The organism is Hymenobacter koreensis (genome assembly GCF_039541855.1).
GTDB lineage: Bacteria > Bacteroidota > Bacteroidia > Cytophagales > Hymenobacteraceae > Solirubrum > Solirubrum koreensis.
This window is the reverse complement of sequence record NZ_BAABHA010000011.1, coordinates 82,469-96,677: the sequence shown is the minus strand read 5'-3', so window position 1 is coordinate 96,677 and position 14,209 is coordinate 82,469. Positions and strand designations below refer to the sequence as shown.

Genomic DNA, 14,209 nt, shown 5'->3' with positions numbered 1-14,209 from the left:
CGCCAGCCAAGCCGGAACGCGTCAGCCTAACCGGACGACTCGGAGGTTTTCCCCTATTTGTTTAACAACACCCACCATTCTGCGCCGGCTCAAGGGCAACGAGTGGTACGAGCGGGTGTACCTCCCGGCCATCAGCCCCATCACCCTGATTGCCCTGCTGCTCACCATCGTGGTCATGTTTAGCCTCAAGGGCGAAACCATCGTGCGTATCCCGTTGGACGTGCTGCGCATTGCCCTGCCGCTGGCTTTGTACTTCGGCATCATGTTCGTGCTCAGCTTCGCGGCGGGCAAGTGGCTGGGCGCCGACTATGCCGAAAACGCCAGCATTGCCTTTACCGCTACCGGCAACAACTTCGAGTTGGCCATTGCCGTGGCCATCGGCGTGTTTGGCCTTGACTCCGGGCAAGCCTTTGCGGGTGTTATCGGGCCACTGATTGAGGTACCTGCGCTGATTGCGCTCGTGAACGTGGCCTTCTGGTTCCGTCGCCGCTGGTACGGTGGTAATAGCAGAGCTTCAGCAGCGTAAAACCATTTCTTGGTGGCCAGCTACCTACTCCTCGCGGGTCGCAGTTGGTGCCGTCACGGCTCGGTGGGCGGTATGCGCCTGTTTGGGCTTGATATACGAATAAGCTTTTAGGGAAATGGAGGCAACTGATTTTATTGCTGGTTCTTGGGGCCCGGTGCTAAACAATGCTCTGGACTTCTGTGCCCAGCCATCAATAGGCGTTATTACGCTCCAGAACACACTAAAGATGACTAACAGAGTTGACCAAGGTTCGGGCATTTACCCACGTGTCAGCCAGTAGCCGGCCGCAGCCAGCAGCATCCCCACCGCCACACTCCCACCTGCGTACAAGGCCGCTAATGCCACTTGGCCTGACCGCAACAAGGCTACATTCTCCAAAGCAAACGCCGAGAACGTGGTAAAGCCCCCACAAACGCCCGTGATGAAGAGTAGCCGCCACGGGGCACCCAGGGCGTACCGCTCGAACAAGCCTAACAACAAGCCGGCCAGCAGGCAGCCCAGCGCGTTCACGGCCCCAGTGCCCACGGGCCAAGCCAGCGGCCAGCGGCCCTGCACGTACTGCTGAAGGAGATAACGAGCCACTGCACCCACACCGCCGCCCGCAGCAACGAGAAACCAAGGGTAGTTCATACGGCAAACGTACGGGGCTAAGGCAGGTTAGCCAACCCGCTGAGCACCTTACTTTTTGGCTGCTTCCTGAGAGGTCGGCGTCATAACGGCGCCTGTGGCAGGTCTCTTGGCGCAGCACTTGGTGCTAAGATTCTCGCCTTTGGAGCATTGCATGGCTGCTTCCTTTGCGGCCATTTTGTTCTTTTTGCCGGGTTAGCCGTCGTTAGCGGAACCGCTGCTAATTGTGGCCAGCAGGGTCAGGGCAAGCAGAAGTTTTTTCATGGGTTGGGAAGGTAACTAACAGCAGCCGCAGGCGCCTTTGCCCTGCTTTTGAATGGGCGGGCAGGGCACCGTGCCGTAGGAGCAGAACACGCAGCAGTCGCCAGCCAGGGGCTTAAGCACCGTGTGGCAGCTGGTGCATTCGTAAAACCACTGGCAGGCATCGGTGGGCATTTGCTCGGCTTGCGCGTGCTGGCAAACCGGGCAGGTAATTACGGAGGTCAGCGTAACCGCTGGCGTGGGCGTAACAGGAATTAAGGGTATCATAGCCGAGACGATTAACGCGGGGAAGTGGGGTTCAGCACCGAGTAGCCGGTGCCGTTGATGGCCTTCTCTACCTGGGCCGCAGGCGTCACCACTGGATTAAAGCGCACGTGGGCGGTGCCCTGGTCGTAGGACACCCGTACGCTCTGCACGCCCGGCAGCTGCTGCACGTCGTGCTCCACGTGGCGGGCGCAGGCCTCGCAGGTCATGCCCCCGATGCGATAGGAACTCGTTTGCCACACCGGAGCGGCGCTAGTGGCTGCTACCGGCTTGGGGGCAGCCGATGGGTAGAATCGGGCCCCGTAGTAGGGAAAGAACAGCAGCAGCCCGGCCAAGACCGTCACGCTCCCCAGGAAGCCGCGTGATTGCATCGGGGAGGGTGTAACCGGTGCGGGGCAACCACAATCATCGGCTGCTTTGGGGGTGGACCAGAGTTGTTGGTACCAGGCAAATCCCAGCACGCCCACCGTCAGGGCTATCAGGTAGGGGCGCAGGGGCTCCAGCCACGAGAAGGTCGCTGCTACGCCGCCCAATCCGCCGACAATGGCCAGCAGCGGGGTGATGCAACAGAGCGAGGCAGCCAACGCCGCCAGCAGGCCCGTTCCAGCCAGGGATTTTGTGGGAGTGGCAGGAGACTGATTCATACGGTAGCAGTGGGGAGAGCAGTGGAAACTGAGGCCAGCAGCGGCTGTACCAAAGGCCGCAAAGCGGGCGTCAGGGTATAGAAGACGGTCTGCCCAACCTTGCGTGCCTGCACCACGCCGCCGTCCTTGAGCTTGCGCAGGTGCTGCGAGATGGCCGACACGTTCATCTGCAGCACGTCGGCCAGGTCGCATACGCAGAGCTGCTGCTGGTCGAGGAGCAGAAACAGCATCTTCAGGCGCACTTCGTTGCCGGCCAGGGCCAGCACTTGGGCCAGTGCCTGCAAGCCGGGCTCCGCTGCGGCCAGCCGTTGTTTGCTGCTTTCAATGTGCGCGGTATCAGCAAAGACCCGGACGCAAGTGGATTGAGCTTTCATCGTTATGCAAAGGTACTACTTTAGTATTTAAGCAAACGCTAAAATAGTAATGCGCGGCATACGTGCTCGTTCCTCTGCCGTTTGACTTAGTCAATCTGTGTTGTAGCGAAATTTTTGAGTCAGATTATTGCGGCGTTTCCAGCTGCATCCATGCGCGCCGGGTGCCACAGGCGGTGCATTCCATCAACAACTCCGTGGCGTGCACGTACCGCTCCAACACCTCCAAGTGGACGTGTAGTGTCTGCTGCCGGCAGGTGACACAGGGCAACAACTCGGTAGCCTCTAGCTGCTCCTGCAAAAACTGAAGCTCATCGTCCTTCATCGGCGCAAGGTAGCAGTTAGCGGCAGTCATGAGGTCTACCTAGTTATTCGTTTGGTTAGCTTGAGCGGCCAACGCCTCCTTGGCGTGGGCCAGGTTGAGCAGGTATTGCCGAGCCAGCGCGGGGTTTTCGCGGTGAGCCCAGGCCCTTGCCCGTCGCGCTTCATCAATAGGCCCTTCGGGCAGGCGCGGGGTAGCCGGCGCCGGCCAGTGGCACGCACCCCGCCGAAAGAACTCCTCCACGGCTGCCAGTAGCGTGAGGGTGCGTTCAGCTTGCTGCGGCCACCGGTCCAGCAACTGCTCCAATTCCCAGCTGGCGGCCTCGTACTCGGCCTCGATGTATAAATTCATGGACTGGTCCTGGTGTTACGTCCGAATATAAACGGTACTTACCGTTCGGGGCCTTCGTTCTCTCGGCCCGGCGTTGGGGACGCGACGAGGCGCTGCGCTTCCTGCAAACCGCGCCCGGCGCTGCGCAGGGCAGCGGCATCGTCGGCCAATGCCGGTATCTTTTCGGCCCGGGTCAATGCGTCCGCCACCGCCTGCAGGTTGGCGCCGCCCAGGTAAGCGGATTTCTCCACGGCTTTGGCCGCCCGAGACAAGGAATCAGCCGGCCCGGGGTAACCCTGCTCCTCCAGTCCCTCGACCAGCTGCTTGGCCGCTTGCACGAAAGCTGCCGTTGTTGCTTGGGGCTGGCTGGTGGCAGGTACGGTCGGGGTAGGCGCCACGGACTTCGTTTGCTCCGGGTGGAGTGCTGCCAGCGCGGCCCCAAAACGGGCGGCCTCGCGCTGTGAGACGGGGTCCTGAAAGCGTTTGTCCTGCACCACCTCCTGCAACAGCTGCCGCAGCCCGGTCCCGTGCTGGGCCACGCCAGCCTGCGGGTTGCGGTCGATGCCCAGCACTTGGACAAGCAGCGCATCGGCGCGCTGGTTGCGGCGGTAGTCCACCCCGGCCACCAGCTGCTGCAGGGCCGGGGTGGCAGCGACTAGCTCGCGCAGCTCCTCTATCTGCCGCACCGCGGGAGTTGGTCCATCGGGCAACGGGCGGACCTGGCTGGGGTGCCGGGCCGCTTCGGCTTCCGGTCCGGGCAGGGGCGTGGTGTTGCGGGCAAACAGGTCACGCAGGGCCTGTAGGTCCCTTTCCCGGTGCGGCGCTCCGTGCAGGCTCACGATGCCCTGGTCGCGGGCGGGGTTCAGCTTCTCGTACTCCCGGTTGAAGTCGACCTGGTAGCCAGCCTGGTAAGCTATTTCGGCGAAGGTGGCCTGCAGGGTACGGCCGTTGCCCTCGCGAAAGGCATGCACGTGGTTGTAGTGGTCAAAGTAATAAGCGGCCCGCTCGGCAAATGCATCGGGTGTAGGCAGGCCCTTGAGGTTGTTTTCCAACTTGAGCTGCTCGCCCAGCGCGTTCAGTCGCTCGTCGATGCGCTCGAAGGGCGCAAAGTGCATGGGCACGGCGGTGGTTCCGGGCAGGTCGGCCGCTTTGACACCCTGAAAGCCAGCTTCCTGGCGGGTCTGGCCGGCCCATTCGAAGGTGTCCTGAAATAGGTGCTGGTGCACCGCCCGCAAGCGTTGGGCATTGAAGGTGTCGCCCTGGGGGCCGTAGCCAGCGGCCAGCTCCTGCAGCCGGCGCAGCGAGGCGTCTTTGGTGGCCTGCTCTAACTCTTCGGCATTCGTGATGCCGAGCTTGTTGGTAAAGACGCCGGTGTGGGGGTCGGTAAACTTATCCATCGTCCTGGTCAATACGAGCGCCCGGCTGCTAGCTGGAATAGGGCTAAAAAATTAGCCCGGCCAAAGCCGGGCTAATGCAAAAGAAATCTAAGATGCAGCCTTTATGCCACGTGCGCCAAAGCATGCTCGACGTTGTGGGCCTGCAACTGGCGCTGGTGCTCGTCGTGGCGGGCCCCCACGGTGGCCAGGTCAATCCGGCCGTTCACGTACTGCGCGTGCAGTTCGGCCAGCCACGCGGGCTCCTGGTACGCGCCTTGGCTGCGGGTAATGCCCAGCGACTGGTTTATGATAAACTGCCGCTGCTCGCGGGTTTGCTCGCGGGGACCAAACTGCGGGATGTGAGAAGCTTGCGTGTTCATAAAAGACAGTACGTAAACGAGGAATGAGAGTACAAAATAAACAAAAAACCCGGCATTATGGTGCCTCTGTTTCCCCTCTTTCGGGCCTAAAACGTATCGGGCTGCCCGAGCGGCCAGTTCATAAAAGCCCTAATTCAGAATAACTTTTGCTACTCGCGTTTTTCCGAATACTTCCAATGAAAGACTGAAACTGCCTCATCTATTCAATAAGTTTATTGAATAGATGAGGCCACTTGCTACCTTTGTCCACCGGGCAACAATTCTGGTCGGGCAAAGGCGTATGGAAAAGCGAGAATTTAAAGACCGGGTATACCAGGGTATCACCCAGCTGACCAAGGCACTGGCCAATTCCCACCGAGTGGAAATTGTTGAGCTGCTGGCGCAAGGGGAGAAGACTGTGGAGCACATTGCCGCGGAAACCGGCGTATCGGTCGCCAACGCTTCGCAGCACCTGCAGGTACTCAAGGGCGTGCAGCTGCTGGCCACGCGCCGCCAGGGCAACCACATCTTCTACCGCCTGGCCAACGACACGGTCTTTGCCGCTTGGCAGTCGCTGCGCACGCTGGGGCTGCTGCAGCTGGCCGAGGTGGCGCAACTCGTGCACGACTTCCGCGACGAACGCCACACGCTCGAGCGCCTCAGCATCGAGGAGTTGGTGGAGCGGCAGCTCAATGAGCCGGTGGTGCTGCTCGACGTGCGGCCGGCCGAAGAATACCGCCTGGGCCACATTCCGCAGGCCCTCTCAATGCCCTTGACCGAGTTGGCTGAACACGCCCGGGCGCTGCCTACCGGGCAACTCGTGGTTGCCTACTGCCGGGGGCCATTCTGCGTGTTTGCCGACGAAGCCGTGACTTACCTGCGCGGGCTGGGCTACCCGGCCGTGTGCTTGAGCGAGGGATATCCGGACTGGAAACAGCGCGGTCTGCCAGTTGCCATCCTAAACTAACTTCCTGCTTACCCCTCCCTAAATCCCATGCGTTCTTTCCCTTCCGCATCCGTAGCAGCAGCTTTTCCTCCGGAACTCGATGCATCGACGCTTCGCAACTGGCTTGAACAAGGCCACCCGGTCACCGTGCTCGACGTGCGTCCAGCTGACCAACGCGCCGAATGGGCCATTCCCGGCAGCCGGCACGTACCGGTTTACGAGCAGCTTAAGGCGGGTGTAGCGCAGGTATTTGAGGGCATGGCCATTCCCCAAAATCAGCCTGTGGTGACGGTGTGCGCCGCCGGCCGGATGAGCCAGCGGGTCGCCGTGCAGCTGCAGGTCCTGGGTTACGACGTTTACTCCCTGACCGGGGGCATGGGCGCCTGGGGTGGCATGTGGAACACGGCCGAACTCGTGCTCCCTGCCGAGCAGGCCACCGTGGTACAGGTGCGCCGCACGGGCAAGGGCTGCCTCTCCTACCTGATTGGCTCCCGGAACGAAGCCGTGGTCGTGGATGCTTCGGTGGACCCGGCCGTGTACCAGGAACTAGCGGCCCGCTACGGCTGGCGCATTACGGCCGTGCTGGAAACCCACCTGCACGCCGACCACCTGTCCCGGGCCCGAGACCTGGCCACGCAGATCGGAGCCCGCTTGCTACTGCCCGCCAATAGCCCCGCCCGGTTCGCCTTTGTTCCGCTGGCGGCGGAAGAGCCCGTACCGGTGGGCAACACCTCACTGCAGGTGCTGGCCACCCCCGGCCACACCTGGGACAGCGTGTGCTTCCGCCTGGGCAACGGGGCCCTGCTGACCGGTGACACGCTGTTTCTGCAGGGGGTGGGGCGTCCCGACCTCAAGGCCGACGAAGCCGAGGCCGAAGCCAAGGCCCGGCAGCTGCACGCCTCGCTGCAAGCCCTGCTGGCCCTGTCTGACACGCTGTGGGTGCTACCGGCTCACACAAGCGAGCCCGTGCCGTTTGACGGCCGGGTGCTGGCCGCGACGCTGGGCGAAGTCCGACACCACACCTCCCTACTGAACTTGGCGCCGGCGGCCTTTGTGCCGGCGCTGCTGAGCCGGGTGCCCCCGGCCCCGGGCAACTACCACCGCATCAGCCAGCTCAACGCCGAAGCGGCGCCGTGGCCGGCCGAAGCCGAGGCCCTCGAAGCCGGCGCCAACCGCTGTGCCGTGCGCTAACCCTTTCCCGCGACTTTCTAAATTTCAAATGAATTCGATGGAAACCAAGCTCGGCCTGCGGGCCAACGCGGGGCAATTTGCGTTGCTGGTCGTGGTCAACGCCTTCGTGGGCGGCATGGTGGGGCTGGAGCGCACCATCCTGCCCCGGCTCGCGGAGCAGGAGTTTCACCTGGTGGCCCGTTCCGCTATTCTCTCCTTCATCGTGGTCTTTGGCCTGACCAAGGCGGCCGCCAACTACTACGCGGGGGCCTGGGCCAACCGGGTGGGCCGCAAAAACCTGCTGGTGCTGGGCTGGGTCATCGGCCTGCCCGTGCCGCTGCTCCTGCTCTATGCGCCCTCCTGGGGCTGGGTCATTGCCGCCAACGTGCTGCTGGGCCTGAATCAGGGGCTGGCGTGGTCAAGCACGGTAGTTATGAAGATTGACTTGGTGGGGCCCCGGCAGCGCGGACTGGCCATGGGCCTGAACGAGTCGGCCGGTTATCTGGCCGTGGCCGCGACGGCCTTTGCCTCGGGCTGGCTGGCCACGGAATACGGGCTGCGGCCCTATCCGTTCTACCTGGGCATCGCCCTGGCGGTGCTCGGGCTGCTGGGCTCGCTGCTCGTGCGCGACACCCGCCACCACGTCGCGCTGGAAGCCGCGCAGGCCCCGCCCGGTCCCGCCGGACCGCCCCTCTCGTTCTGGGACGTGACCTGGCGCCACCCCAACCTGGGCTCCGTGACGCAGGCCGGCTTGGTCAACAACCTCAACGACGGCATGGTCTGGGGCTTGCTGCCGCTATTGCTGGCCGCGAAAGGGTTTTCCCTCACGCAAATCGGCACGGTGGCCGCCGTCTACCCGGCCGTGTGGGGGCTGGGGCAGCTGGTCACCGGGCCACTGGCCGACCGCTACTGCAAAAAGCACCTGCTCTTCGGGGGCCTGCTCGTGCAGGGCGCGGTGCTGCTGGCCATGCTGGTCGTGTCCTCCTACCCGGCGTTTGTGCTGCTGGCGGCCCTGCTCGGGGCCGGCACGGCGTTGGTGTACCCCACCTTTCTGGCAGCGGTGGCTGAGTATGCCCCCCTAGCGCAGCGGGCCCACAGCGTGGGCATCTTTCGCCTCTGGCGCGACGCAGGCTATGCTGTCGGGGCGCTGCTGACCGGTGTGCTGGCCGACACCCTGGGCTTGGCGGCCGCGCTGGGGGTCATCGGCCTGCTAACGGTGGGCTCGGCGCTGGTCATCTACGCCCGCATGCACTGCCCACTACTGACGCTTCAAGACCCGGAACTGACCGGTTCGCGCCTTCCGGCGCCAAGCCAGTACTTGGTGCCAACGACGTAGCGGTTTCCTAGCCGCGAAAGGCTATGGTTATTCGCGCACATTACTGCCTAAAAGTTATAAAAGCGGCTCGCGGTCGCTCCGCAAGGTCTCACTTGCCTTTAAAGTGTTGGCGTACTGACCCACGATGCTCGCCACGTCTTCCCTAATCAATTCGAAATTGGCCTGAATGACGGCCTGTACCGCACTAACTGGGCCCACAGCAGGAAAACTACCGGCCTGCCGGGCTGCCCGTCGCTGGCTCAGCCAGTCCCGGTCCAGCCCCTCCCCTGCCGGAGCCTCGGCCAGCGCCGGTGCCGGCCCGCCCCCAAAGGTGGCCAGCGGGTGCAGCGGGTACGAGCCGGGCACCGCCTGGCGCTCCACCTTGCCCTGGAAAAAGGGCTGCTCGGTTTCCACGGTCTGGCCGATGAACTCGCCGGTTTCCAGCGTGATGGTATCCTGCAGGCGTACCAGGTTGCGCTCCTGCCAGCTCACGCTCTGGCTGGCATTGCTGCCGGCGCCGCGGCTGCCACCGCTCTGGCTGCGGCCCAGGCTGGCCGATACCATTTCCCGGTCTTCTTTGCCTACCAGCTCCGAGACAAACTTGGCCGTTTCCAGCGAGTTGACCTTGCCGAAAAACTGGTTGTTGAGGTTGCTCACCATCACCTGCATCTTGTCGCGGCCGTAGGCATCAATCATCTGGCTCAGGTCCTGGGTCATGTAAATCATGGCCACCTTGTTGCTGCGGGCCGTGGCCGGTATTACCTCCAGGTTTGGCACGTAGATGGTCGCCGCCTCATCGAGGAACACGTAGCTCGGGTGCTTGTGCTGCTGGTTCATCAGCTTCAGCGCCACGGCCACGATGCAGCTGATGACCGGCGAGAAAGTTTCCTTCAGCGTGGGGTCGTTGCCTACCACCAGCACCTTAGGCGCCTGCGGGTCATTTAGCTCCAGGCTAAACCCCTCCCCTCTTGCCTCGTCGGGCGTGAGCACCCAGGCAATTTCCGGGGAGTTGATGCGCGTAAGCACAATCTGCAGTGAGGCGATGACGCCGGCCACCTGCTTTTCGGCCCGCTGCTTCACGGCCGTCGTGATGGAGCGCACCATGTCGCCGCATTCTGGGTCGGTGTCGAGCATGCTCAGCACGTGGGTAAAGTCCGGGTGCAAGGCCGTGTTCACCACGTGGGGCAGGGTGCAGAAGGCGGGGAAGTTCTTCTTGTAAAACCAGATGATGGCCGTCAGAAAGGCGTTGGCGCTGGTGTCGAAGAAATCCATCTTTTTGATGCTTTCCGGGTTCAGGTTGGCCATGATGGCGCGGGCGTACTCGTTGGCGTAGGCCACGACTGGCATCTTGTCGGCCCGCAACGGGTTTACCCGCTCACTGCGCTCCAGGTCCTTGAAGTTAATGATGTGCAACTGCACGGCAGGCCGCCCCTCCCCTATCGCTGCGGCTTTGGCATCGGCCAGCACAAACGCCTTCTGCGCAGCCTCCGCCAGCACCGGAAACTTAAAGTCGTAGATGAGCCCGGCAAAGCCCTTCTCGGTGAACTGCTCAATCAGGGGCTCCCCAATCGAGTACGACTTGCCGGCCCCGGCCCCGCCGAGCACCAGCGTGCCGCGAAACGGATTGGGAATGTTAATCCAGCCGCCGTCCGTGGTGGCCAGGCTAAAGCCGTGCTCCGAGGCCTGCCGCCGCCGCTCAGTGCGCAACCCGAACCGCTCGGTTTTGTGCAGGGCCCGCGCGCTGCCGGCCGCCAAGCCCGCGCCCAGTACGAGCAGGGCTGCTAAGGGGTAGAGCCAGGCAACGACGCCAGCAGAAAACGAAGCCTGCGCCAGCAACAACGCGCCCCCTACCAGGCCTGCGCCGGCGGCTCCCAGCTGGATGCGCCGCAGCTGCAGCTGCGTGGGTTGCCAGCGGCGCTGGCCCGGCCGGGCGGGTGGTGCCTTGAGCAGCAGCGCTAGCAACACCCCGGCTACCAGCATCGCTCCGCGCACGATTAGGCCAAAGCGTTGGTAAAAGCTAACCAGCCCCGCCAGCAGACGGCTGGTGATGGAAGCTCCCAGGCCGGCGCCCGGCCCGCCCGGGGCCATTGCTTCGGCCTTGAATGCCGGTTGGGACAGCAGGTAATACTCGCCGGCGGCAAGCAATAGCAACAGTAAGCCTAAGGCTAGGTACAGGCCGGTCAGGCGGTGGGTAGCCGGCTGCCGAGGGGCACTCATCATGCTCATGAAAAAAATGAAATGAAGTGGTTAGCTCGTTATGGTTACAGCTCGGGCTCCCATTGCCGGCGCCCGCGCTGCTCGCCAATGTCCTGGGTGGCCACGCGGTCAGGGCCACTGGTCGCGCGTAGGGCCTGCTGAAAGCTGTGCAGGGCTTGTCGCACCTGGTGGCCGGTTTGGTTGCGGGCGGGCTCCTCGCGTCCGGTGGCCAGCAGGTGATAGGCGTTGTCTAACGGCTGCCCCTGCCGGGCGCGCCCTTCCAGCCGGCGTAGCCGGTCGTAGAAAATGCGGTCGTAACCCCTCCCCTGCGCAATGCGCTGCACCCGCGACGCATCCAGTTGCTGGCTCGGGTCCGCCTGCCGATTTAGCTGTTCGACGCGCTCGGCTATGCGGGCGTTCCGTTTAGGGTTGGGCTCGGTGATGGCTGGAGCTGTCCTTCGGCTGGGAGCCGGACCTTGGTAATTAAACTGCCTTTCGAATAGCACTCGCGCTTCTTCCTGCCAGTCACGTAAGCTGAACCGGCTAATCCGTCCGCCGGGGTTCAGGGTGACGCGCTGCGCACTATCGCGGGCCGAAACGACGACGTGGATGTGGGCCTGCAGGCCCGGCCGTGCTTGCCCCGACTGGGCCTTCCCTGCCCGCACGGCCGCGTCGGTGCCGCGGTGGGTGCGCTCGTGGTGAATAATGGCTCCCCACACCAGGTCATCCTTCCCCACAGCCCTACCATCCTTGAGACGAAAGCCGGCGGCGTAGGCCGCCATCACCGCCCGGGTATAGGCGCGCAACTTTGATTCATCGCCCCCGCCGATGTGCGCTAGTTCCTCGGGGCTCGGGGAAAGCACCAAGGAATAAAACTTGGCTTCCCCTGCCCGCAGTCCCTTTACATTGCCGTCCAGAGAAGCCAGCACCGCATCCCGGTCCAGCAGGTCCTGCTGGCCATTGAAGAAGCGCGCTTCCTGGCCGTTTTGGCGCGCCTCGTGGGTCAGGTAATTCAGCGCCTGGGCTGCGCTCCCCTGGTTATTGTAGGCTTTTTCGCCGTTCGTTTTAGGATTAATAAGCTTGGCGTGCATGGCAGCAATCCTGATTTAGCGCGTTTTTTTGAGCGCTTTAATATCCAAGGCAGCCATCCCTGCCGCTACGGCTTCGGCAATGCGTGCCTGGTTTTTCTGCTGAATTTTGTGCAACGCTTCTCCGCCTTCCGGGGCCAATAAATTCTCTACGACGCGCAGTGTTTGCTCCTGCACCGCCTGCTGCCGTAGCTGAAAGCGCAGCATTTCCAGAAGTAGTCCCCGCTCCTGCTCCTGCAGATAAGAAAATACCCGGTCGCCAAGTCGCTTCACCTCGGCCATGATGAGCTGGCCTTCCCGGGCCTGCGATTCCACCGGGTTCAAGCCGCGCTCCGCGAAGTAGCGAATGGCCGCATCGGCGTACTCGGTGCGTGTCAGCCCCAACCGAGCCGCCTCTGCGCCCACTAGGCGGTGCGCCGGCCCGCTAACCGTGAGGTGCTTGACGGCGGAGCCATTCGTGGGCTGATGAGCTGACTTCTGTTTCTGGTCCGGCATGGTGCAGGCTTTAACTCTTACTACTTCTATTTCAGTCTGTTAGTAGGCCATGTTAAGCAATATCAACTCTGTTGATATTCAACTACCATTTAGTCAGCGCGTTAGCGCGGGCAAATAGTAGTCTTCTTGCTAAATACCCTGTTAGCGGCATGTTGAGCGCGTGCTAGGTGAGTCGTGAGCGATACTACGACTGGCTACCCCTTCCCTTGGAAGCTGCCTGCGTAATAGGAAAAGCGTTTCAGGGAACGGCCTAGCGCCTTTTATCGAAGAAGGCTGACCAGCAAAACGCAGCCCTAAGTGTTCAGAAGGCAATTCAGTGGGAGAGGCAATCATTTTTTATTTCCTGAGAAATAAGTAAAACAGGAAAGCTAAAAAGTTAGCATCCTCCCAACATTACGCCCCGTATCACGCTTTGTTTCTTAGTATTTCAGGAAATAAGTTTCTTGAGAGCTTATGTTAAATGTTTACTGAGAAACTTGTAAACAATATTTCACGAAAATCAGAAACAAGTCAATTAGGAAACAATGTGACTTATTTACTAGCAAGTTTGAAAACTTATTTTCTAGGAAATAAAAAAACAAGTTTCCGAGTAACTTTGAAAATTGAGAAACAAGCTGCTTTATTTGCAAGCTGCTTGCACCCACTGTGGCTTTACCCGTTAGTTCCCTGCTTTATGAAAATCATCTGCGTTGCCAACCAGAAGGGCGGCATTGGTAAGAGTACTCTCATCACCGTGCTGGCCGGCGCCCTGGCCGCCGACTATGGCTACCGCGTGCTCGTGGTCGATGCCGACTCCCAGCAAACCCTGGCCGGGGTGCGCCTCACCAACGACCAGCCCAGCGTGGACCTGGAGCGCGAGGCCGGTACACTCGCCGAGCCCGCCTTTCCCTACGCGCTGGAATCGGTGGGCATGGGCCAGGTGTATGACCGGCTCGATGAAATCAGCGACGACTATGATGTGGTGTTCATTGACGTGCCGGGCCGCTCAGACGACACGGCCATGATTGACGTGCTCAGCGGCGCCAACGTCGTGCTCGTTCCAGTAGGGGCCTCGGATGCCGAGAGGCTGGCCACCATTTCCTTTATGCAGCTGCTGCAGGAGATTTCGCGGCTCTCGCGGGAGCAGGGGCTGGACTTCCAGTTCTTCGGCGTGCATTCGCACCGCACCAACCTGAAGGAGGAAAAGGACATGGACGAATTCACCGACGCCCTGGGGCTGCCGCGCCTGCAGGCCTCGCTGCGCCAGTTGGGCTGCTACAAGCGCCTTTCTACCCGCTACAGTTACCTCAATCCAGCTTACCGTCGGGCGGTGGGGGCCGATGCCTCGGTGGAAGCCGAAGTACGTGCCCTGTGTGACGAACTCATTGCCCGCGCCGGGCTCACCGCTGAACTTGTATCGTAATGGCTAAGATTCAACGCCTGAAAATCTCCACGGACGAGAAGATGTCCATGCTGCGCGGGCAGCCGGGCCATATGCCGGCCGCACCAGTAGCAGCAGAGCCTGCCAATGCAGCTGCACCTGAGCCCGCGCCAGTACCGTTACCTGAACAAGCCCCAGTAGCTCCGCTGGTAGCAGAGGCCGCGGCTCCAGCGCCGGCACCGGCACCTGTTGCTGCAGCAGTAGCAACACCTAAACCGGTTGCCGCCGCAACGCAGGCAGTAAAGCGGGGCAGGGGTCGTCCACCAAAAGCCGATTCACCAGCCGCCGAAGTGGCCCCGTCCGGACTGCAGCCGTCGCTGATTCGCCTGGAAGGGGAGACGCAACGGGCGGCGCTGGCTTACATACACGAGGAACTGATGCTGCACAGCCGCCGGGTGTACTTGAAGGAGCTAGTGGACGAAGCGGTCAGCTACTACCTGCAGCACGGCCCTCCATCTAAGAGCAAGTAGGGGAGGGGCTACTAGATAAATTTGAAGGA

At 62.0% G+C, this 14,209-nt stretch carries 17 protein-coding genes; 6 read left to right on the top strand and 11 right to left on the bottom strand.

Annotated features, from left to right (window positions below; translation table 11 throughout):
- On the top strand, positions 1 to 526 hold a 526-nt coding region (locus ABD903_RS17860; RefSeq protein ID WP_425555518.1), incomplete at its 5' end, for an arsenic resistance protein.
- 258 nt (positions 527 to 784) lie between these two features.
- On the opposite strand, the gene crcB is transcribed toward ABD903_RS17860, so the two are convergent.
- From crcB to ABD903_RS17820, 8 genes are all read right to left on the bottom strand, one after another.
- Positions 785 to 1,156 carry a fluoride efflux transporter CrcB gene (gene crcB / locus ABD903_RS17855; protein WP_345226585.1) on the bottom strand — a complete coding sequence of 124 codons (372 nt, stop codon included), beginning with the start codon at positions 1,154 to 1,156 and terminating at the stop codon, positions 785 to 787.
- Positions 1,157 to 1,432: 276 nt separating this feature from the next.
- Positions 1,433 to 1,681 (bottom strand): GDCCVxC domain-containing (seleno)protein, encoded by a 249-nt coding sequence (locus tag ABD903_RS17850; protein ID WP_345226583.1) that lies wholly within the window; start codon positions 1,679 to 1,681, stop codon positions 1,433 to 1,435.
- A gap of 11 nt (positions 1,682 to 1,692) precedes the next feature.
- Positions 1,693 to 2,322, bottom strand: a complete 630-nt coding sequence (merTP, locus tag ABD903_RS17845; protein WP_345226581.1) for a mercuric transport protein MerTP — start codon at positions 2,320 to 2,322, stop codon at positions 1,693 to 1,695.
- Positions 2,319 to 2,696, bottom strand: coding sequence for an ArsR/SmtB family transcription factor (locus ABD903_RS17840; protein ID WP_345226579.1), 378 nt, complete (start codon positions 2,694 to 2,696; stop codon positions 2,319 to 2,321). Before ABD903_RS17840 ends, merTP begins: the two co-directional genes overlap by 4 nt.
- Positions 2,697 to 2,820: 124 nt before the next feature.
- A complete protein-coding gene (locus ABD903_RS17835; RefSeq protein WP_345226577.1) occupies positions 2,821 to 3,048 on the bottom strand; it encodes a hypothetical protein in 228 nt (75 codons plus the stop codon).
- A gap of 9 nt (positions 3,049 to 3,057) precedes the next feature.
- The gene (locus tag ABD903_RS17830) at positions 3,058 to 3,366 is read right to left on the bottom strand and encodes a hypothetical protein (RefSeq protein ID WP_345226576.1); all 309 of its coding nucleotides are present in this window, start codon (positions 3,364 to 3,366) and stop codon (positions 3,058 to 3,060) included.
- Between the two features lie 38 nt (positions 3,367 to 3,404).
- On the bottom strand, positions 3,405 to 4,742 hold the full coding sequence (locus ABD903_RS17825; protein ID WP_345226574.1) for a Fic/DOC family protein: 1,338 nt from the start codon (positions 4,740 to 4,742) through the stop codon (positions 3,405 to 3,407).
- A 101-nt stretch (positions 4,743 to 4,843) separates the two neighbouring features.
- Positions 4,844 to 5,101, bottom strand: a complete 258-nt coding sequence (locus tag ABD903_RS17820; protein WP_345226572.1) for a hypothetical protein — start codon at positions 5,099 to 5,101, stop codon at positions 4,844 to 4,846.
- 280 nt (positions 5,102 to 5,381) lie between these two features.
- Here ABD903_RS17820 and ABD903_RS17815 point away from each other — a divergent pair, with 280 nt between their 5' ends.
- Genes ABD903_RS17815 through ABD903_RS17805 form a run of 3 tightly spaced genes read left to right on the top strand, consistent with a single transcriptional unit; the run spans position 5,382 to position 8,532 of the window.
- Entirely contained in the window at positions 5,382 to 6,047 is a 666-nt protein-coding gene (locus ABD903_RS17815; protein ID WP_345226570.1) for an ArsR/SmtB family transcription factor, read from the top strand.
- 27 nt (positions 6,048 to 6,074) lie between these two features.
- A complete protein-coding gene (locus ABD903_RS17810) occupies positions 6,075 to 7,217 on the top strand; it encodes an MBL fold metallo-hydrolase (protein ID WP_345226569.1) in 1,143 nt (380 codons plus the stop codon).
- A 37-nt stretch (positions 7,218 to 7,254) separates the two neighbouring features.
- The gene (locus tag ABD903_RS17805; RefSeq protein WP_345226586.1) at positions 7,255 to 8,532 is read left to right on the top strand and encodes an MFS transporter; all 1,278 of its coding nucleotides are present in this window, start codon (positions 7,255 to 7,257) and stop codon (positions 8,530 to 8,532) included.
- A gap of 54 nt (positions 8,533 to 8,586) precedes the next feature.
- Here ABD903_RS17805 and ABD903_RS17800 read toward each other — a convergent pair whose 3' ends face one another.
- Genes ABD903_RS17800 through ABD903_RS17790 form a run of 3 tightly spaced genes read right to left on the bottom strand, consistent with a single transcriptional unit; the run spans position 8,587 to position 12,290 of the window.
- Positions 8,587 to 10,737 carry a TraM recognition domain-containing protein gene (locus ABD903_RS17800; protein WP_345226567.1) on the bottom strand — a complete coding sequence of 717 codons (2,151 nt, stop codon included), beginning with the start codon at positions 10,735 to 10,737 and terminating at the stop codon, positions 8,587 to 8,589.
- A 35-nt stretch (positions 10,738 to 10,772) separates the two neighbouring features.
- A complete protein-coding gene (locus tag ABD903_RS17795) occupies positions 10,773 to 11,798 on the bottom strand; it encodes a DUF5712 family protein (RefSeq protein WP_345226565.1) in 1,026 nt (341 codons plus the stop codon).
- Positions 11,799 to 11,813: 15 nt separating this feature from the next.
- On the bottom strand, positions 11,814 to 12,290 hold the full coding sequence (locus ABD903_RS17790) for a hypothetical protein (RefSeq protein ID WP_345226563.1): 477 nt from the start codon (positions 12,288 to 12,290) through the stop codon (positions 11,814 to 11,816).
- A 673-nt stretch (positions 12,291 to 12,963) separates the two neighbouring features.
- Here ABD903_RS17790 and ABD903_RS17785 point away from each other — a divergent pair.
- Together ABD903_RS17785 and ABD903_RS17780 are read left to right on the top strand one after the other, a co-directional pair.
- A complete protein-coding gene (locus tag ABD903_RS17785; RefSeq protein ID WP_345226561.1) occupies positions 12,964 to 13,692 on the top strand; it encodes a ParA family protein in 729 nt (242 codons plus the stop codon).
- A gap of 308 nt (positions 13,693 to 14,000) precedes the next feature.
- Positions 14,001 to 14,180, top strand: a complete 180-nt coding sequence (locus ABD903_RS17780; protein WP_345226560.1) for a hypothetical protein — start codon at positions 14,001 to 14,003, stop codon at positions 14,178 to 14,180.
- Positions 14,181 to 14,209: the final 29 nt, after the last annotated feature.

Coding starts and splice junctions, on each gene's coding strand:
- crcB (WP_345226585.1), bottom strand. CDS start 1,156: ATGAACTACCCTTGGTTTCTCGTTGCTGCGGGCGGCGGTGTGGGTGCA.
- ABD903_RS17850 (WP_345226583.1), bottom strand. CDS start 1,681: ATGATACCCTTAATTCCTGTTACGCCCACGCCAGCGGTTACGCTGACC.
- merTP (WP_345226581.1), bottom strand. CDS start 2,322: ATGAATCAGTCTCCTGCCACTCCCACAAAATCCCTGGCTGGAACGGGC.
- ABD903_RS17840 (WP_345226579.1), bottom strand. CDS start 2,696: ATGAAAGCTCAATCCACTTGCGTCCGGGTCTTTGCTGATACCGCGCAC.
- ABD903_RS17835 (WP_345226577.1), bottom strand. CDS start 3,048: ATGACTGCCGCTAACTGCTACCTTGCGCCGATGAAGGACGATGAGCTT.
- ABD903_RS17830 (WP_345226576.1), bottom strand. CDS start 3,366: ATGAATTTATACATCGAGGCCGAGTACGAGGCCGCCAGCTGGGAATTG.
- ABD903_RS17825 (WP_345226574.1), bottom strand. CDS start 4,742: ATGGATAAGTTTACCGACCCCCACACCGGCGTCTTTACCAACAAGCTC.
- ABD903_RS17820 (WP_345226572.1), bottom strand. CDS start 5,101: ATGAACACGCAAGCTTCTCACATCCCGCAGTTTGGTCCCCGCGAGCAA.
- ABD903_RS17815 (WP_345226570.1), top strand. CDS start 5,382: ATGGAAAAGCGAGAATTTAAAGACCGGGTATACCAGGGTATCACCCAG.
- ABD903_RS17810 (WP_345226569.1), top strand. CDS start 6,075: ATGCGTTCTTTCCCTTCCGCATCCGTAGCAGCAGCTTTTCCTCCGGAA.
- ABD903_RS17805 (WP_345226586.1), top strand. CDS start 7,255: ATGGAAACCAAGCTCGGCCTGCGGGCCAACGCGGGGCAATTTGCGTTG.
- ABD903_RS17800 (WP_345226567.1), bottom strand. CDS start 10,737: ATGAGCATGATGAGTGCCCCTCGGCAGCCGGCTACCCACCGCCTGACC.
- ABD903_RS17795 (WP_345226565.1), bottom strand. CDS start 11,798: ATGCACGCCAAGCTTATTAATCCTAAAACGAACGGCGAAAAAGCCTAC.
- ABD903_RS17790 (WP_345226563.1), bottom strand. CDS start 12,290: ATGCCGGACCAGAAACAGAAGTCAGCTCATCAGCCCACGAATGGCTCC.
- ABD903_RS17785 (WP_345226561.1), top strand. CDS start 12,964: ATGAAAATCATCTGCGTTGCCAACCAGAAGGGCGGCATTGGTAAGAGT.